This is a genomic window from Sneathiella sp., assembly GCF_002694385.1.
GTDB lineage: Bacteria > Pseudomonadota > Alphaproteobacteria > Sneathiellales > Sneathiellaceae > Sneathiella.
Genome location: NZ_NZMB01000004.1, coordinates 58,768 through 77,988, shown reverse-complemented (window position 1 = coordinate 77,988; position 19,221 = coordinate 58,768). Strand labels below are relative to the sequence as shown.

The 19,221-nt window shown below is 55.8% G+C and carries 16 protein-coding genes; 7 read left to right on the top strand and 9 right to left on the bottom strand.

All coding sequences use genetic code 11. The annotated features are described in order from the left end of the window. Positions 1-119 precede the first annotated feature (119 nt). Positions 120-2,543 (top strand): patatin-like protein, encoded by a 2,424-nt coding sequence (locus CMN55_RS01120; protein ID WP_293947676.1) that lies wholly within the window; start codon positions 120-122, stop codon positions 2,541-2,543. Between the two features lie 31 nt (positions 2,544-2,574). Further along, positions 2,575-3,498 carry an aminotransferase class IV gene (locus CMN55_RS01115; protein WP_293947674.1) on the top strand — a complete coding sequence of 308 codons (924 nt, stop codon included), beginning with the start codon at positions 2,575-2,577 and terminating at the stop codon, positions 3,496-3,498. 66 nt (positions 3,499-3,564) lie between these two features. Here the strand turns inward: CMN55_RS01115 and CMN55_RS01110 are convergent, their stop codons facing one another. From CMN55_RS01110 to CMN55_RS01075, 8 genes are all read right to left on the bottom strand, one after another. After that, positions 3,565-4,758 (bottom strand): ABC transporter substrate-binding protein, encoded by a 1,194-nt coding sequence (locus CMN55_RS01110; RefSeq protein ID WP_293947673.1) that lies wholly within the window; start codon positions 4,756-4,758, stop codon positions 3,565-3,567. 69 nt (positions 4,759-4,827) lie between these two features. Then, the gene (locus CMN55_RS01105) at positions 4,828-6,660 is read right to left on the bottom strand and encodes an AMP-dependent synthetase/ligase (RefSeq protein WP_293947671.1); all 1,833 of its coding nucleotides are present in this window, start codon (positions 6,658-6,660) and stop codon (positions 4,828-4,830) included. A gap of 24 nt (positions 6,661-6,684) precedes the next feature. Then, entirely contained in the window at positions 6,685-7,458 is a 774-nt protein-coding gene (locus CMN55_RS01100; protein WP_293947670.1) for an ABC transporter ATP-binding protein, read from the bottom strand. A 2-nt stretch (positions 7,459-7,460) separates the two neighbouring features. After that, positions 7,461-8,219: an ABC transporter ATP-binding protein gene (locus CMN55_RS01095; RefSeq protein WP_293947668.1), complete on the bottom strand. Its 759-nt coding sequence runs from the start codon at positions 8,217-8,219 to the stop codon at positions 7,461-7,463. After that, positions 8,216-9,325: a branched-chain amino acid ABC transporter permease gene (locus tag CMN55_RS01090; protein WP_293947667.1), complete on the bottom strand. Its 1,110-nt coding sequence runs from the start codon at positions 9,323-9,325 to the stop codon at positions 8,216-8,218. Before CMN55_RS01090 ends, CMN55_RS01095 begins: the two co-directional genes overlap by 4 nt. 2 nt (positions 9,326-9,327) lie before the next feature. Next, on the bottom strand, positions 9,328-10,221 hold the full coding sequence (locus CMN55_RS01085) for a branched-chain amino acid ABC transporter permease (protein ID WP_366931931.1): 894 nt from the start codon (positions 10,219-10,221) through the stop codon (positions 9,328-9,330). A gap of 431 nt (positions 10,222-10,652) precedes the next feature. Continuing rightward, positions 10,653-11,027 carry a DMT family transporter gene (locus CMN55_RS01080; protein ID WP_293947665.1) on the bottom strand — a complete coding sequence of 125 codons (375 nt, stop codon included), beginning with the start codon at positions 11,025-11,027 and terminating at the stop codon, positions 10,653-10,655. Positions 11,028-11,074: 47 nt separating this feature from the next. Beyond that, positions 11,075-12,517 (bottom strand): UbiA family prenyltransferase, encoded by a 1,443-nt coding sequence (locus CMN55_RS01075; RefSeq protein WP_293947664.1) that lies wholly within the window; start codon positions 12,515-12,517, stop codon positions 11,075-11,077. A gap of 199 nt (positions 12,518-12,716) precedes the next feature. Here CMN55_RS01075 and CMN55_RS01070 point away from each other — a divergent pair, with 199 nt between their 5' ends. The 3 genes from CMN55_RS01070 (at position 12,717) to CMN55_RS01060 (ending at position 16,338) form a co-directional block, all read left to right on the top strand. Next, positions 12,717-14,327: a glycosyltransferase family 39 protein gene (locus tag CMN55_RS01070; RefSeq protein ID WP_293947663.1), complete on the top strand. Its 1,611-nt coding sequence runs from the start codon at positions 12,717-12,719 to the stop codon at positions 14,325-14,327. A gap of 173 nt (positions 14,328-14,500) precedes the next feature. Then, entirely contained in the window at positions 14,501-15,370 is an 870-nt protein-coding gene (locus tag CMN55_RS01065; RefSeq protein WP_293947662.1) for a UDP-2,3-diacylglucosamine diphosphatase, read from the top strand. Further along, complete coding sequence (locus CMN55_RS01060) at positions 15,286-16,338, top strand: glycosyltransferase family 4 protein (protein WP_293947661.1); 1,053 nt, start codon at positions 15,286-15,288, stop codon at positions 16,336-16,338. The genes CMN55_RS01065 and CMN55_RS01060 overlap by 85 nt, the downstream gene beginning before the upstream one ends. Positions 16,339-16,354: 16 nt before the next feature. Here the strand turns inward: CMN55_RS01060 and CMN55_RS01055 are convergent, their stop codons facing one another. After that, positions 16,355-17,110, bottom strand: coding sequence for an SDR family oxidoreductase (locus CMN55_RS01055; RefSeq protein ID WP_293947660.1), 756 nt, complete (start codon positions 17,108-17,110; stop codon positions 16,355-16,357). A 179-nt stretch (positions 17,111-17,289) separates the two neighbouring features. Between CMN55_RS01055 and CMN55_RS01050 the strand changes: the two genes are divergently transcribed. Continuing rightward, the gene (locus CMN55_RS01050) at positions 17,290-18,210 is read left to right on the top strand and encodes a bifunctional helix-turn-helix transcriptional regulator/GNAT family N-acetyltransferase (protein WP_293947659.1); all 921 of its coding nucleotides are present in this window, start codon (positions 17,290-17,292) and stop codon (positions 18,208-18,210) included. Positions 18,211-18,212: 2 nt separating this feature from the next. Next, on the top strand, positions 18,213-19,094 hold the full coding sequence (locus CMN55_RS01045) for a DMT family transporter (protein WP_293947729.1): 882 nt from the start codon (positions 18,213-18,215) through the stop codon (positions 19,092-19,094). Positions 19,095-19,221: the final 127 nt, after the last annotated feature.

The following is a 19,221-nucleotide window of genomic DNA, read 5'->3' as shown; positions in this document are numbered from 1 at the left end:
ACTTGCAGACTTGTCGCAATCCGACAAGAAAAAAGCCACGGAATGCCGACTGGAAAAAAGAACCCCTGTCTGGAAGCTGTAATATCCGCTAGCATGACAAAGCGGATATGGGAGGTTTCATGAAAGAGAAAGAGTTACGTCTCGCGCTGGTCTGTTATGGCGGAGCGTCACTGGCCATCTATATGCATGGCATCACGAAGGAAGCTCTGAAACTGCTGCGGGCCTCTGCGGCTTACCACGCCATTCCCTCCATCAGCGCGCGCGCCACGGCCCGCTATGGTGAAACCGCACCGGATCGCCCCGATGATCTGGATAGCGAGGAGATTTATTTCGATCTCTTCCGCATGATCGGCGAGCGCATGGACCTGCGCGTCATCGTTGATATCGTTGCCGGAGCTTCGGCGGGCGGGATCAACGGCGTTACCCTGTCACGGGCCATTGCTCATGACCTCGATCTGGAACCGGTGACACGCGCCTGGCTGGATGAGGCAGATGTGGAATTTTTCATGACCGACGAAGTGCGCGCCCGCGCCTGGTCCAAAGCTATCCTCGTCCCCATTATCAATACCTTTTCCCGCTTAAAGCTGGATGCCTATTCCGCGGATGAAGAATTGCGGCGCAAGGTATCCATGTTTCTTAGATCCCGCTGGTTTCAGCCGCCGTTCGATGGCCCGACCATTTCTGATATGTTCTTTCGCTCCATCGACAATATGGATGGCGGACATCCCCCGCGCGGCAGCCTGATCCCCTCCGGACAACAACTCCATCTGTTCGTCACGGTTACCGATTTTTATGGGCATCAGCAGGCCCTGCGCCTGCATGACCCGGCCATCGTCAATGAGCGGGAACATCGCCTGCTGCTGAAATATGACTATATTAGCGGGTTAAGCGGCATAAAAAGCGATTTTGATCGGGACCACCTTCCTGGTCTGATCTTTGCCGCACGAGCGACCTCGTCCTACCCTGGCGCCTTCCCCCCCGCGACCATAGCGGAGCTTGAAGCGCTGCTGACCCAAAAGAACCGCGACTGGCCGGGCAAAACCGAATTTCTTCGCAAGAATTTCGCCATCTATTTCCAGCAGGGCGCGCATCCGGAAGCCGCCCATTTCATCGATGGCGGCGTTCTTGATAACAAACCCTTTTCAGCTGCGATTGGCGCCATCCGTCATCAGGTTGCCTACCGGAATGTCGACCGACGGTTGATCTATATCGATCCGAACCCCGGGGAGGAAGCGCCGCATATAAACCGGGAGGCGCCGAAATTCCTGAATACGCTGCTCGGCTCCCTTTCCAGCCTGCCACGCAACCAGCCGATCCGGGACGATCTCGCCTTCGTTGCAAGTTATAACGACCGGGTGCGGCGGGTAAAGCTGATGATTGAATCCGCTCGCGACCGTATCAATGCCACTGTTGACGCCATCGCAGCAGAGGCGGCGGACAGCGGACCCGAGGGTGTCAGGGAGGCGCGCAAGCGCGCTCATCGCTCCGTCATGCGGGAAGTCGGTCTTTTTTATGAGGGGTATCTCGACCTCAAGATCGAAGCAACGCTCGATTATGCGTTCGAGTTGATATGCGTGCCCCTGGAAATCAGCCCGGATACCCGCAAGGCCCATGAACTCAGAGAGAAATTCAAGTTATGGGCGCACGCGCGGGAAATCACCCGGCGGGAACAGGCGGGACCGGCCCCCGAAGGCAGCTACCCGGCCTGGCTCCGCTTTCTCGACCAGTTTGATCTCGGTTTTCGCGATCGGCGGATCCGCTTCCTGATCCGCAACCTCAACCAACTTTATCCGGAGTTGGAAAGCAGCTTTGAAACGGTCAGCGCGACAGAACTGAACAAGGTCAAGCGCAGCCTTTATGAAATTCTTGATACCCTTCAACCCTTTCACGACGGCAGCTTTATCGGTAAGGAGCTCACCGGCATTATCCGGGGCCAGGGCCAAGCGCTTTTTTCCGGTACCGAGGAAGAGTGCTTCGCCGCCCTTGACGATATCATCGCCCGGCTCAGCAGCCGCATGAGTCTGGAACATAGCTGTGTCGCCATTGAAGACCTGTTGAGCCGCAATGTGGGGGCCACGGCCAATCTTGCTGTCCGCCGGGAATTGCTGCTGGCCTATATCGGCTATGCCTATTGGGATGTCCTGACCTTTACAATCACCAACTGGCGCAATATCGGGGAGTTTGATGAAATCCGCATCGACCGGATCAGTCCACTGGATGCGACAGGCCTACGGGAAGGCGGCAAGCATGCCACCCTCAAGGGACTGGCCTTTGAGGGTTTCGCCGGGTTTTTTAGCCGCAAGATACGGGAAAATGACTATCTCTGGGGCCGTCTGCACGGCGCTGAGCGGATGATCGATATTGTCTGTTCCGCCATTCCGAAAGACTTCAGGATCGCAAAACAGGCGGAGATCGAAGGGCTGAAAACCCGAATATTCAATGCCATCATCGCATCCGAAAGAGACAAGCTTTCGACCATCCATGATGAGTTCGAGCTTCTGGACGCCGAAATCGGAAAACGCAACGCCCGGCATCCTGTATAAACCGGCCTATCCGTCATTAAGGGGAGAGAGCATGAAAGAACACGGGCAGAGTACCCATGACGCAGAGGACGACCCGCGCAACCGGGACATTCGCATTTATGTGAATGGCGAAATTGTGCCGCGCCATGAGGCAAAAGTCTCCGTCTATGATTCCGGCTTCATGCTTGGCGATGGGATGTGGGAAGGCATGCGCCTTTATAACGGCAAATGGGCCTTTTTCGACGAGCATATGGATCGCCTCTTCGAAAGCTGCAAGGCCGTCTCCCTTGATATCGGCATGGATCGGGCGGGCATTCTCAACGCCCTCACCCAAACAGCGGCCGCCAATGGTATGACCCATGATGTTCACTGCCGCCTGATGATCACGCGCGGTGTCAAGGTGAAGCCGTTTCAGCATCCTGCGTTGTCGCGATCCGGGCCGACGGTCGTCATCATCATGGAGCATTCGAAACCCGCCTCGCATCTTCAGGCAAAGGGGATTACGCTTGCCACCGTGCCGCAAGTGCGCGGACTGCCCATGTCACAGGATGCGAAATACAATTCCCATTCCAAGCTGAACTGCATCATTGCCTGCCTGCAGGCCGAACAGGCGGGTGCAGAGGAAGCATTGATGTTGGACCCCCACGGCTTCGTCAACACGACGAATGCCTGCAACTTCTTCATTGTCCGCAAAGGGGAGGTCTGGACCTCGACCGGGGATTACTGCATGAACGGCGTCACCCGGCAGAAGGTAATAGATCTCTGCCGGGCAAATGACATCCCGGTCTATGAGCGAAACTATTCCCTGGTGCAGGCATATGGGGCGGAGGAAGCCTTTCTGACCGGCACTTTCGGCGCCCAGACGCCGGTCGCCTCAATTGACGGCAAAAAAATCGGCACCGGTGAGGGTATGGGCCCCGTCACAACCCGCATCCGGGAACTGTATGCCGAGCTGGTTAAAGAAAACACCCGCTAGCAGGCAGATATTCTAAACAAAAAACCCGGCGCAAAGGCCGGGTTTTTCATGTTGATCAGGATCGGTTTAGTAGCTGATCGGCGCAACCTTTTCCCATTTCTCGCCGACAACCTTGTAAAGCGTGGCGCTGCTGCGGGCATCCGGACCCAGATGATCCTCGGCAGAGAAGCTGTAGACAGGACCGCCAAACATGTTCTGGATATCCGTCATGCTTTCCAGCGCGTCGGCCACCTTTTCGGCCGTCATATCCCGACCGGCCTTATCGACGGCTTCCAGGAAGATTTTCATCAGCTCATAGCCGGCAATGGATTGCAAAACCGGATCCGTATCAAACCGGGCCCGATATTTCTCGATCCACGCCTTCACTTCCGGAGTTGCATCATCATAATAGGGGATCGGTGATTGACCGGTGCCGTAAAGCCCTTCGGTCGCCCCTTTGGCAAGAACGACATTTTCCGGTACATACCCTGCCGAACTTACGACGAAGATCGGATCATAACCAATCTTCTTGGCGGTGGCGACGCTGCCGATCGTTTCACCAATGATGGTGCCAAGACAAACCATGTCCACCCCTTCGGATTTAAGCTGGGCAACCTGTGAGGAAAAATCTTTCGCCCCACGCTTGAAGTTGGTCTTGACGACGGGAGGAAGACCCATCGCCTTGGCCTGTTCTTCGCAGCCGAGCAGAACGTTTTTACCAAAGTCATCATCCTGATAGATCACGCCGACTTTTTTGACGCCGTTATTCTCGACAAAATATTTCACCGCCGCCTGCATCTGGTCGCTATAGGGGGTGAAAAGCGAAAATTTAAGCTTATGAAGCGGCTCATACATTTCATTGGCGGCCGTCACAGGGAAAATATTCATCACCCCCATTTTAAGCGCCTTCGGCATTGTCACCATGTTCGGCGGCGTCCCCAGCGCACCGATAAGGGCGAATACCTTGTCCCGCTGCAACAGCTTGTCACCAGCCTGTGCGGCCTTGTTCTGCTGATAGGCGGTATCTTCAACGATCAGTTCAATCATACGGCCATTCACGCCGCCCTTGTCATTGACTTCCTCAAGCGCCATACGCATGCCGTTTGTGACCGGCACCCCCCACAGAGCCACCGGCCCGGACAACGGTTGATGCGTTCCAAGCACCAGCTTGTCATCATGAATTCCCTGATCGGCAAAGGCGATCCCGACGGACCCGGCCAGCGCCGTCACCATCGTCGCCGCAGCGGCAAGCGAGATATGTAAAAAACTTCTACGTTTCATTTTTAGTCTCCCGATTATATTCCCTGATAGTAAGATAATACTCTAATTCAGAAATTCCTGAAATTCATCTCATGCATACATTGTGTCAATCAGGCTCTTGTACTTCTGATTGACGAATGCCCGCTTCAGCTTCATGGTCGGCGTCAACTCGTCATCCTCTGCCGTCAGCACCTCCTCGATCAGCCTGAAGTCCTTGATGGTTTCGACCTGCGCGAAATCCTTGTTTACATTCTCGATTTCATCGCGGATCAGATCGAGTACTTCCTGCGCACGGCAGAGACTCTGGAAATTGGTGAAGGGGACATCCCTGTCCTGGGCATATTTTTCGACATTCTCATAGTCGATCATGATCAGGGCGGTGAGATATTTTCGCTTGTCACCAATAACGACCGCATCAGAGACATAGGGGCTGAACTTAAGCTGGTTTTCAATTTCCGACGGGGTGATGTTCTTCCCCCCGGCGGTGATGATGATGTCTTTCATACGGTCGGTTATCTTGACGAACCCACTGTTGTCGATATAGCCGACATCCCCCGTATGCAACCAGCCGTCCGTGACCGTTTCGGCCGTTTTTTCCGGCTGATTCAGATATCCCATGAACACATGCGGCCCTTTCAGAAGGATCTCCCCTTCGTCGGAGATGCGCACCTCCGTATGGGGAACCGGCACGCCGACAGAGCCGAGTTTGAACTGCTGGGGAAGATTGCTGGTCGCAAGCCCCGCATTTTCCGTCTGGCCATAGACCTCATACATATTGAGACCAAGCGCCAGATACCATTTGATGAGCGCAGGCGCGATCGGTGCGGCGCCGGACCCCAGATAATGCGCGCGGTCCAGACCGAGCAGGCGTTTCACATTCTTGAGAACCAGCCGGTCCCCAATCCAGAATTTGACCTTCTCCATCACTGATGGCGTCGTGCCATTCAGCCGATGCTCCGCCAGCTTGTATCCCGCCCTGATTGCCTGGTCATAGGCCCACTTCTGCAAGGAAGTCGCCTCTTTCAACTGCAGGGTGATGGCGGAATAGAATTTCTCCCAAATGCGCGGGACCGCAAAAAAAACGGTGGGAGAGACCTCGCGGATATTCTCCGGCACCGTATCCGGCCCCTCAACAAAATTGACGATCGAGCCCGCGAACAGCGGTAGGAATACACTGAAGGACCGCTCCGCCACATGGCAGAGTGGCAGGAAGGACAGCTGTTCATCCTCCGGCCCGATATCAATAAAACCCGTCAGGTTTGAAATCTGGAACATCAGGTTACGATGGGAAATCATCGCGCCCTTCGGCGGCCCGGTTGTCCCGGACGTATAGATCAGGATCGCCAGATCTTCCGGTCGTGACAGAGCGATCTGTTCTTCCCAGAAGTCCGGGGCGGCATGATGATATTCCTCCCCGATGCGGTACAGCTCGTCAATGCTGATGACCATGTCATCATGGAAGTCCCGCAAACCTTCCATATCCAGCACAATGATCTTGAGAAGGCCCGGAAGGCGATCGCGGACTTCAAGGATTTTGTCGAGCTGCTCTTCATTTTCGGCAACGAAGATACGGGTTTGGGAATCCCGGCACAGATACTCCACCTGCTTGGCGCTGTCCGTCGTATAAACGCCATTGCTGACCCCGCCGACGCCAAGGATGCCCATATCAAGATACAGCCATTCGGGATTATTATCGCTGAGGATCGAGACAGTCTCTCCCCGTTTCAGCCCGAGCGCGACCAGACCGAGGCCGCAGGCGCGGGCCCTCGCGCCATACTCCGCCCAGGTAATGCTCTGCCAGATACCCAGCTTTTTCTCCCGCATGGCAATCTTGCCGTCATGCTGTTTCACACGGGCCCAGAACAGCTGGCAGGTGGTCGCCGCACCATCGATCACTGTCGGGGGATATGTCATTGCGTTCATCTAATCCTCCAGCCTCAGGCTTTCCTAACGCCAGGTTTTCCGCTTTTTCCAGCGCCGCTTGCCGCGGACGCCATGATCCTGGATACCGAGATAAAACTCCCGGATATCCTCCTTCTGCAGCAGATTTTCCGTCGTATCCTCCATCACAATTCGGCCAACTTCGAGAACATAGCCAAAGTCCGCCGTATGCAGGGCGATATTGGCATTCTGCTCCACCAGCAGCATGGTCATGCCCTGCTCCACATTCAGCCGCTTGATGATCGCGAAAATCTCTTTCACCAGCCGCGGGCTCAGGCCAAGGCTCGGTTCATCCAGCAGCATCAGCTTCGGCCGCGCCATCAACGCCCGGCTAATGGAGAGCATCTGCTGCTCCCCCCCGGACAGTTGCCCCGCCGGCTGCGAAGCCCGCTCTTTCAAAATCGGGAAATAGCTGTGGACGAGTTCCACATCCCGGGCAATGGCATCCCGGTCGCTGCGGGTGTAGGCGCCCATCATCAGATTTTCATGAACGGAGAGGAAGGGGAAAACCTCCCGCCCCTCGGGCACATGGCTGATCCCCTGTCGCATCACCCAGTCCGGATCGCGTTTCTGGATTTCATGCCCGTCAAATTCGACCACGCCTTTTTGCGGATCCATAATTCCGCTAATGGTCTTGAGGATCGTTGTCTTGCCCGCCCCATTGGCGCCAAGCACCGTGACGATCTGCCCCTGCCGCACATCCAGGGAAATCCCGCGAATGGCCATGATCGGTCCGTAGAAGGTTTCGATATTGCGGACTTTCAGGATTGTCTCGCTCATCTCTACTCTCCCAGATAGGCCTTGATGACTTCGGGGTTGCGCTGCACTTCCTGCGGCGAGCCATGCGCAAGCATGCGGCCGTAGTTGAGCACCAGAACCTGATCGGAAACTTCCGAGACCAGTCCCATGTCATGCTCCACCATCAGCACAGTGATGCCGAGGTCCTTCTTGATATCATCAATCCAGAAGGACATATCCTGCGTTTCCTCTACATTCAGGCCGGAAGACGGCTCATCCAGCAGGATAAGCCGCGGCTCCGTACATAATGCACGGCCGAGTTCCACCACCTTCCGCACCCCGTAGGGCAGGTTCATGATCAGGCTTTCACGATAATGCTGAAGGTCGAGGAAATCGATCACCTCCTCCACCTTTTCCCGATGGGCAATCTCCGCCTTGCGCACCGACGGCAGGAACATCAGTTCAGAAAACAGGCCTGTCTTCGAATGACAGTGCCGCCCGACCAGCAGATTTTGCAGCACCGTTGCATGTTCGAACAGCTCGATATTCTGGAATGTCCGGGCAATGCCGAGGCTGGCGATGGCGTGGGGCGGTAGGCGCGTGATGTCCTGTCCGTCAAAGGTCATTGTCCCTTCGGTACTGTCATAAATGCGGCTGATCAGATTAAAAATCGTCGTCTTGCCAGCGCCATTGGGGCCGATGATGGTGAAACACTCGCCCTTGTTAATCTCGAAATTGACGCCATCGACCGCCTTCACGCCGCCGAAATTGATCGCCAGATTTTCCGCTTTAAATAAACTCATTTCAACCGTTCCGACTTCATATAGGCCTTCTGACGTTTGAAGGTGGCTTTTTTGTAAATCGGGAACATCTGGAAGTAATGCTTCACTTTCAGCCAGCGGCCATAGATGCCATAGGGCTCGAAAATGATGACCAGAACCAGAATGAGACCGAAGATGAAAGGCTCAATCCCCGGCATCTCGCCGATTTCCGGCGGCACATAATCTTTCGCGATGGCCAGCGCCTGCGGCAGGGCCAGAACAAACATCGCCCCGAAAATCGCCCCATGGATCGATCCGATGCCGCCCACCACGACCAGCACCAGGAATTCCAGCGATTGCAGAACCGTGAAGCTTTCCGGGGACAGAAACCCGAGCTTGTGCGCAAACAGGGCGCCCGCAAGGCCGGTAATGCCGGCGCTGATACCAAAGGCCGTTGTTTTCACCCGCGCAAGATTGACGCCCATGCTCTGGGCGGAGATTTCGGAATCCCGGATCGCCATCATTGCCCGCCCGGTCGGAGAGCGGAGGAGATTGATGGAAAACAGGATCACCAGGATCAGCAAACCGAGGCACAGGAAATAGAAAGGTTCCCCGCTGCTGAAATCAATATCGCCGATATAGATGGAGTCCACCAGCAACCCCGTATACCCATTCGTCACGCTTTCCCAGCGCGACATTACCTCCTCGATCACGATGGCGAAGGCGAAGGTCGCAATCGCCAGGTAGATACCCGTGAGCCGCAGCACCGGAATGCCGATCACCACCCCGGCAATCCCGGCGAATATGGCAGCCAGCGGCATAGCCACCACGAAAGAGAAAACCAGCGGTTCCTCCATAAAGGGAAGCTGCAGACCCGCGCCGGTCAGAACCGCCTCCGTATAAGCGCCAATCCCGAAAAAGGCCGCGTGACCAAGGCTGACCAGTCCCGTATACCCCGCGAGCAGCATCAGCCCCAGCCCGGCAATGGCAACGATATAGAGCTGCGTCATCTGGCCGATATAATAGCTGTCGAGCAGTAGAGGCGCCGCCAGCACCAGCAGCAGCAGCACGCCATAGGACCAGTAATAGCCGGAATGCTTCGCGATACGGATATCCTGATTGTAATCCGTCTTGAACAGAAACCGCATGATTACACCCTCTTCCCGGTTTTCTGTCCGAACAGCCCCTGCGGCCGGACAACCAGCACGATCAACAGCACAACATAGGCGGCCACATTCTTAAAGCCGGGCGGCAAGTAAAACCCGGCCAGCGTTTCAATAATGCCAATAATCAATCCGCCAACAACAGCGCCGGGGATTGACCCGAAACCGCCAAGGACCGCCGCCGGAAAAGCCTTCAGCCCGATAAAGCCCATATTCGCATCGATCAGCGTGGTCGGCGCAAGAAGGATACCTGCGGCGGCCGCCACGGCCGCGCTGATCCCCCAGATCATCGAAAAGACAGATTTAACCGGGATACCCATGTAATAGGCGGCCAGCTGGTTCTGGCTCGACGCCTGCATGGCCACGCCAAGACGGGTGTGGGTGAAAAAGGCATAGAGCACAATGCAGAGAATAATGGTCGCCACAATCACGGAGATATCCGTCTCGGAAATTACCAGCGAGCCCATGGATTCCGGAACGAGCTGTATGCCTTCACTGGAAAAAGGCGTTGAAATCGCATAGGTTTCCGCCCCCCAGCCGGGGACCATTGTCGCCCCGCTGCGGGCCATATAGCCGAAACCGATGGTCACCATGATGATGGAGAACTGCGGTTGCCCCAGCACCGGCCTGAGGAATACCCGGTCCACCAGATTGCCCGCAAAAAACATGCAGACGATGGCCGCAGCAGCACCGATCCAGTAATTCCATCCCAGGATAAAAATGAATGTATAGGCGAGAAAAGCACCGAGCATCATCAATTCGCCTTGCGCAAAATTGACGACTTCGGTTGCCTTGTAAATCAGAACGAACCCCAGAGCGACAAGCGCATAAATGCACCCGATGGACACGCCCCCGATTACTAACTGCAAAAACTCAAACAGGATAGCCTCCCACTATTGTCCGGTTTTTATTAGTTATTTTGCCGCCGCATTTCGTATCGGACTAATACAGCGATTTCGAAAGTATAGGCAGGGCTTTGAACAAGCGTCAATAAAACATTTCCATGCGACCGGTTATTTTTTGTTCGCACTCGCGGTATAACTTGAATCCAAAATAAAAAGTTAAAATGAATATATATGATAAAAATTTTTACTTTATGTATTAAAGAAATTCGCAATGAATAAAATTTTTTATTCTTTAGGGTGCATATCAATTATAAGGGGAATTTAACCCTGCATAACGCAGGCGTGTAAAGGCATGCGGCCCTCATCACCGCAGCGCAGCAAAACAGGACTGCCTACTGTATGGCAACACTTCCGCACCGGTATATTTCAGCCACGCGGCTTGAGGGACGGCGGATTTCCGATGCCCTTCAGGCAGAACGGCCAATCAGCACGCATCCGCCGACGATCAGCAGGGTTCCGAGAACCCGGGGCATCGTGACATTCTCATTGAGAAGCACGATACCGAACAGCATGGTCACGACAAAGCCCAGCCCGACAAAAGGATAGGCAACGCTCAGATCCACTTTTGACAGCACCCAGAGCCAGAGCGCAACACTCAGCGCATAAATCACCAGCCCGCCCCAGATAAAGGGCGAGAGGGCGGCGGCGAACATGCTGTCGAAAAGGCCCGACTGCATGGCCGCCTGCATTTTCTGATCGGCAACGCCGAGCTTCAGGACAAGCTGTGCGCAGGCCGAAGCGAAGACCGTCAGCAGAATCAGAGCCAGAACAAGAAAGGACATTTCGGAATATCTCCCAGTCAAACCGCAGGCGCCGGGCGCCCCGAAAATTAAAATTCAAGATATATATATTTTGCCATAAACAGCACGACGACAAAACTAACCCCGACAAGCTGGCTGGCCCTATCCTTGATGGCGAAGACCACCGGATCATCCGGAATCTGCCCGCGGCGCGCGCAGGTCCAGATATGATTGCCCCAGAACAGCACAATCAGGCACAACAGCCAGAGAACCTGAGGGGTTTCATAGGACACCAGCACATAGGGGCTGTTGATATAAAGGGCGAGAATGACAACCGCCGCTGTAAAATTGCTGATGCCGAGGCTGAACATGGTTTCCTGATCAGCCGCGGAATACCCGCGTCCGCGCACCTGTCCCGCCTCATCCGGCAGCGCCGATACCTCGATATACCGCTTCATGAAGGCAAGGCTGACAAAGATAAAGACGGAGAAGGCCAGCAGCCATGACGTCAGCTCCAGCCCGGAGGCCGCCGCCCCCGCCACAACCCGCAGCGTATAGAGGATTGCCAGCGTGACCACATCCACCGTCGTCAACCGTTTGAGACAGAAGGAATAGGCGTTGGTAACGGCAAAATAAAACAGCAATACGGCAAAAAAGCTGAGCGGCAACAGGACAAGCGCCATCAGAAAAGCGAGCAGCGGAAAGCCGACGGCGCCGGCCACCCCAAGCGAGAGCGGCAGCGATCCCGAGGCGATGGGGCGATAGCGCTTGCTGCGGTGACGGCGGTCTTCCTGCAAATCGAGAAGATCATTGAGAAAGTAAACGCCGGACGCGCAAAAGCTGAAACAGATGAAGGCCAGAATAGTGGCCACAACATGCGAGCCGTCAAAATAGTCGTGGGAGGTGACAATCGGGACAAATATCAGCATGTTCTTCGCATACTGATGGGGGCGCATTTCCTTGACGAAAGCTTTCCAGACCGGCTTTTCCGGCGCTCCCTGCCAGACAAGTTTGCCCGCGGCTTCCGCTTCGGCAACATTGGCGGCGGGCGCATTGACCATGATATTGGCCGCCGCTGCGCGCCAGATGGGCGTATCGGCGGCGCTGTCCCCGGCATAGGCGAAATCCGCATCGCCGATCAACTCGCGAATGGCCGCCAGCTTATTCTGGCCCTTCAGATTGTGATTATCTTCCGTCGCCATGACGCGATCGAAAATTCCGAGATGTGCGGCCACCTGGTCGGCATATTTGCGATGCGATGCCGTCGCAAGAATAAGTTCCTTCCCCGCCGCCTTCAGTTCTTTCAGATATTCAATAAGCCCTTCTTCATATGGGAGAAACTCAGCTTCAATCTCCACATGCTCGGCTACTTTCTGCTTGGCAAAGGCGCGCCCTGCCATCAGCCAGCGGATCAGATTGATGATCTTGAAGGGATTGCCTTTCAGGTAGCGCAGGATCGATTCGACAAACAGATCGGTCCGCACCAGCGTTCCGTCCAGATCCACCACCACATGCTTCACATTCTCAAACAATGGACTTGTCTCTCTTTCTCATGCGTACCGGGTCAGCATGATTCTTGCTTCCATCCAAAGCCGCAGAAAGGTCTCGGCTACTATAGGAAATCCGCTTGTAGCGGAAAATCCTTAATTTTAACTTTCTTTTTCCTATTCATGGTTAAACAGTAAGCTCAGTCACGCACAAAATCACGATATATCAGACCGGAGCAGTCAGTTGAGCGATCAGGGTAACCAATTCGGCAAGGCAGGGCATTTTGGGTTGCTTGCCGTCATTATCGTGATCTCCCTGATCTTCAAGATCGCCCATGAAACCACCTTTTCCTACTGGCTGGATGAAGGCTATACCGCCTGGTTCACCGAACTGTCCTTCCGCGACATCTGGTTCTGGCTGCCGGAAATCGAATCGCATCCGCCGCTGTATTACAGCCTGGTCAAGCTCTGGGGGCTGATCGGCGCGGATAACGGCGGTCTGTGGCATCGCTCGCTGTCCATCCTGATCAGTCTGCTGCTGGTCCTCACCAGCTATTTCACAACCCGCAGGGTCGCCTGCAGCCTAGGACAAAATGCCGAAAGCGCGGCGCTGTTCAACTGCTTCCTGATTTGTTTCACGCCGGTCCTCGTCTGGTATTCCGTCGAAGCCCGGCCCTACATTCTGATGTTCCTTGCCTATTCCCTTGCCCTTCTCGGCATGGTCTTGATTTTTACGGCGAGTGAGGGAAGGACGCTGAAAGGATGGGCGCTGTTCACGATCGGCATGATCCTCACCAACTGGTCGCATCATCTGGGCGGCCTATCCACCGCCATCCTCTATGCGTCCCTGGCGCTGCACTGGATGATTGACCGCCGGTTCGAGAAACGTTTTCTGCTCTGGCTTCTCGGCTCCACGCTCATCGTCCTCATTGTCTCGATCCCGTTGATCCTCCAGATCATCCGGCAGATCTCCCTGTGGGAAGCCTCAAGCTGGGTGCCGGAGCCCGATCTTGCGAACGTCGCCCACGCCCTGCGCCGGGTGTTCGGCTTCGGCTTCTCCGATCGCTATATCGACCCGGCATTCGGCAATCTGCCCCTCCTTCATATGCTGCGTCTCAGCCTGGGCGTTCTCACCGGACTGGTATCCGCCCTGCTGGCGCTTTATGGCCTTTACCGGATGCTGCGGGAGAGACGATATTCTCTCGTCTGCTTCTTCCTGCTGAGCTGCTTTGCCCTTCCCGTTGTTGCAATTGCCGTCTCGATCGTCGGCCCGAATATTTTCATCGAGCGCATCCTGCTGCCGGGGCTGATCCCCTATTTCATGCTGCTGGCTCTTGCCATCGGCTATTTTGACAGCCGCGCACTCCGCACCGTACTGAAAATTTATTATGTAATCGTCCTGCTGCTTGGCCTCTACGCCACCTTCACCGCGGCCGAGAAAGAGCCTTGGAACCGGATTATGGCAGGTCTTGCACAGGAGGTTGGGGAGAATGACGTACTCCTGCTGCTGCCGAACGATCTGTATCTACCGGCCCGCCTCTATGTGTCAGACCCGGGCTTCGCTGGACGCATCCGGAGTGTGCCCGTCGCTTATCCTGCTGTTGATTATTCCGATTTTTACCCTGACGGCTTCCCGGCGGTCCCCGGTGTGCGCCCCGTTGATGCCGACGCGATCCGCGCCCTGTTCACGGGCAAGGATAATGTTTTCCTGATCACCCGGCTTGAACATCTTTTTGATCCCCATGAAGTGACCCGCACTCTGCTACAGCGCGACTATGACGAGGTTGGAGGGGGAAGCTGGGGCGATATCTATCTGGATCACTTTCGGAAAAAACCCGCTGCGGGCGGCGAATAACCGCTTCGGCCGTCATCGCAGGACCAGGAGGGATATGTCCCCCGGGCCGCTGCTCCCTGCATCGCAACAAAACCATCACCGGGTAGTCATCAAACTGTCCCGCACGGGGCATAGACATACGCACAGAGCCGTTCGGCGCCTGCAAACAATGGTCAAACGGAAGAGTATGCGTAATGGATGCCCGTGTTTCCACCCACAAGTACCGCTCCATCTGGATATCCGATATCCATCTGGGCACGCCGGGATGCAAGGCCAGTTTCCTGCTCGATTTCCTGAGATGCTGCAAAAGCGACAATCTCTATCTTGTCGGCGATATTGTCGATGGCTGGAGCCTGCGCCAGAACTGGTACTGGCCGCAGGCGCATAACGATGTGATCCAGAAAATCATGCGTGAGGCGCGCAAAGGCACCCGCGTTATCTTCATTCCCGGCAATCATGATGAATTCGCCCGCGGCTATGTCGATCATGATTTCGGCGCCATTCAGGTGGCGCATGAATATATTCACACCACCGTGGACGGGCGTAAATTTCTCGTCCTGCATGGGGATGAATTCGATGTTGTCGTGAAATATGCTCGCTGGCTCGCCTATCTCGGGGACTGGAGCTACGGTCTCTGTCTCAAATTAAATGACGTGCTGAATGAATTCCGACTGCGCTTCGGCTATCCCTATTGGTCGCTATCGGCCTATCTGAAGCTCAAAGTCAAGAACGCCGTCAAATTCATTGCCGATTTTGAAACCGCTCTTGCCGATGTCGCCCGCGAACGCGGTGTCGATGGGGTTATCTGCGGCCATATTCATCACCCGGAAATACGCGACATCGATGGCATTCTCTATTGTAATGACGGCGACTGGGTGGAGAGCTGCACGGCGCTGGTCGAGCATTTCGACGGCCGTCTTGAAATTATCCACTGGATGCAGGCTGTCCCGCCTGTCTCTACCAAGCAGGAAAAAATTCCATGCGAATCCTCATCGTTACCGACGCCTGGCATCCGCAAATCAACGGTGTCGTCCGGACACTCTCGCAGCTTGCAGAAATCCTGACGGCAACGGGGGATGACGTCACCCTGGTGACGCCGGAGAGTTTTCTCTCGCTTCCCTGCCCGACTTATCCCGAAATCCGTCTCTCCCTATTCCCCGGAAAGCGATTGGCGGAGGCCATTGCACGATGCGCGCCGGAAGCCATCCATATCGCAACCGAAGGCCCCCTTGGCCTTGCCGCCCGGCGTTATTGCCGCAGGCATCGCCTGCCCTTCACAACGGCGTTTCATACGCGCTTTCCTGAATATCTGAATGCCCGCCTAAAGCTGCCCGTTGACTGGGGATATCATTTTCTGCGCTGGTTTCACCGGCCTTCGGCGGCGGTCATGGTGGCAACGCAAAGTCTTGAAAACGAGCTCAAAGGCCGGGGGCTTCGCAATATTCGCCGCTGGACACGCGGCATTGATACGGCAACATTTCACCCGCGGACACAGCGCCCCTTCCGCTTTCCCTCTCCCGTTTTTCTCTATGTCGGGCGGGTGGCTGTCGAAAAGAATATCGAGGATTTTCTGAAACTGGACCTGCCGGGCAGTAAGGTCATTGTCGGGGATGGCCCGCAGCGGCGGGAGCTGGAAAACAGATATCCCACCGCATTTTTCCTCGGCGTTAAGGAAGGGGAAAAACTGGCGGAGCTGTATTCATCGGCAGATGTTTTTGTCTTCCCCAGCCTGACGGACACATTCGGGCTTGTCCTGCTGGAGGCGCTGGCGAGCGGTGTTCCCGTCGCCGCCTATCCCGTCACCGGCCCGCTGGATGTGATCGGTGATGCGCCTGTCGGCGTTCTGGACAACGATCTTGCCGCCGCCGCCATGGCTGCACTTTCTCTCGATCGGGCGCAATGCCGGGCCCACGCCATGAATTATAGCTGGCAGGCCAGCGCCGCGCAGTTTCGCCAAAATCTGGTCTTTTTCCGCAGCGCGCGCACAGCTCCCGTCACCGCACCGGATGCCAAACCGGCCCTGCCCTCATAGCAAGCCATCCGCCCGGTCAGGAGGCGAGATAGGCGCGGTTCGCCGTCGGGCTGATAATCATCTGATTGACGCAGACACGCGGATCCAGCTGCGCCAGAAACAGGATGGTTTCGCCCAGATCCTCGCTTTGCAGCATCGCCGCCTTTTCCGCATCGCTCAGCTTCACCGGACGGTTTTCAAGGATCGGCGTTGCCACTTCCCCCGGACACAGGGCCGTAGCGCGGATGCCGTTTTTCGCTTCCTCCATATTCAAGCTCTCATTCATGGCGACCATGCCATGTTTGGCGGCGGAATAGGCCGGACCGCTCAGCTTTGACGGCCGCACCCCGGCCCAGGAGGCGACATTGATAATCAACCCCTGCCGCTGTGTACGCATCATCGGCAGGACCGAATGACAGCAGTAAAAGGCACCGTTCAGGTCCGCTTCAACAACCGACTTCCATCCCTCGGGTCCGACCTTATCCCAGGCCCGCTCCCGGATATTGATGCCGGCGCTGAAAACCGCGACATCCAGCCGCCCGAACGTCTCACTAATCCGCCCCGCCACGGACGCCACCTGATCCGCATCGACGATATCCAGCTCTTCAATCACCGGCTTGCCCCCGACGTCGCGGATCATCGCTGCCGTCTCGTCCAGCTTGTCCGCGCGGCGGCCCGATAGGATGACCTGCATGCCCGCCTCGGCAAGCGAGAGGGCGCCCGCCTGTCCGATCCCCGTTCCCGCGCCGGTAATCCACGCCACCTTNCCCGTCAAATCCCGAAGTGCTCCCATCTGTCCCTGCTCCCGTAACTTAAATTTTTCCTGACTTTGGTCCTCTATCCGGCCCTGCCGCCAGGTCCGGTGAACCGGTTTTTTTACAAGCTTAAACAATTGGCAATCGCTTGTCCCGCCGCATATTACTTGACTGAGTCAACTATATTATTGTAATTTTACAACAAAAGGAGGCAAGCATGACCGCAACAGAACGCATAGATACGGTTCGGGAGTTTAACCGTTTTTATACGCGGCAAGTGGGCGCCCTGAATGAGGGACTGCTGAAAAGCCCCTATACGCTCACCGAAATGCGTATCCTCTATGAGCTGCATAGCGCGGGTACCCTCACCGCCGCCGAACTCGCAACCCGGCTGTCGCTCGACCCCGCCTATCTCAGCCGGTTACTGAAAAAATTCCGCTCCTCCGGCATGGTCGGCAGCAACCGGAGTCCTGAAGATGGCCGCCTGCGTCTCCTATCCCTGACGACGGAGGGAGCGCATCATTTTGCGCCCTATATCAAAGCGTCGCGCGATGAAGTCGCAGCCGTTCTGGACAATTTACCGGAGGAAAAACAGAAAGAACTTCTCGCCGCCATGCGGTTGATCCGCGCAACGCTTGGCGATGAGACGCTCAAACCCGCCCCGATCATGATCCGTCCGCATCGCCCCGGCGATATGGGCTGGGTCATTCACCGGCATGGCGTTCTGTATGCGCGGGAGTATGGTTTTGATGATATGTTCGAGGCGCTGGTCGCGCGTATCGCCGCGGATTTCGTCGGCAAGTTTAATCCGGCGATGGAAAATTGCTGGATCGCCGAACAGGAGGGGGAAATTCTCGGCTCCGTCTTCCTTGTCCAGAAGCAGGGGGGAACGGCACAACTCCGCCTTCTCTATGTGGAGCCATCGGCGCGCGGCATGGGTGTTGGTCGCAAGCTGGTCGCCGAATGCATTGAATTCGCACGGCGCAAACAATATGAGAAAATAACCCTCTGGACCAACAGCATCCTGCATGCCGCTATTCATCTGTATGAGGAGGCTGGCTTCATCCTGACGGAGCAGGAACCCTATTACGATTTCGGACAGCATCTGGTGGGCCAGACCTGGGAACTGGATCTGTGACGATGCAAAAAGCGGCCCTGCTCGCCGCTGCAATCTGTGGCCTGCTGGTTGGCGTGGCGACTGTCGCAACCGGGGCCATTGCCACCGAAATAGGCCCTGTCACCATCGCATTCATCCGCTATTTGATCGGCGTCCTGATCCTGTTGCCCTTTGCATTACGGATCAGATGGAACCCCATTCCCCGTCATGATCTGATGAAAATCGGATTGTTCGGCGTTTTCCAGTTTGCCCTTCTGATTGTTCTGCTGAATTTCGCCGTCATTCATATTACGGCGGGGCTTGCCGTTCTGATATTCGCAAGCCTGCCCTTGCAGACAATGACCCTTGCCCTTCTGCTTCGCCGCGAGAGTTTCACACTCCGTAAGTTGAGCGGCATCCTGCTCACTATTATTGGCGTCGGCTTCACTGTAGGCGCAACGGCCTTTGCAGGCAAACTCGATGCGGCCGGATGGATCGGTGTCGGCGCGGCCTTTCTCAGCGCCTTCCTCGGCGCGCTCTGCTCAGTATTATATGGGACTTCCCTGGCCCGCTATCCGGCGCTGCAAATCGGCACTCTTTCCATGGCCTCCGCCGTGATTTTCCTGTTCGGTCTTGCCCTGCTGGAGGGACAGATAACGGCTTTCATGTCATTTTCCGGCACAGCCTGGCTTATTCTGTTGCTGATCGGCGGGGCAAGCGCGTTCGGTTACTTCTGCTGGCTGTTTGCCCTGTCCCGCATCCCTGCCTCGAATGTCACCGTCTTCCTGGGCCTCAGCCCCGTGACGGCGGCCATTCTCGGCGCTATTTTCATTGCGCAGCCCTTGTCCACCCGGGATATTATCGGGACATGCCTTGTGCTCTGCGGGCTGGTTCTGTCGCTCTGGCATAAAAGGGACGCCCGGTAACGCGCTGCGGTATTCTGCTTTTAAGATCATATCAACCCTTTTCGGGTAAAATCCCGGATCGACAGCCGGGTCAGTTTCCAGTAAACCAACTGATCGAAATGGATGGCAAAGCCGCATATCAATGCCA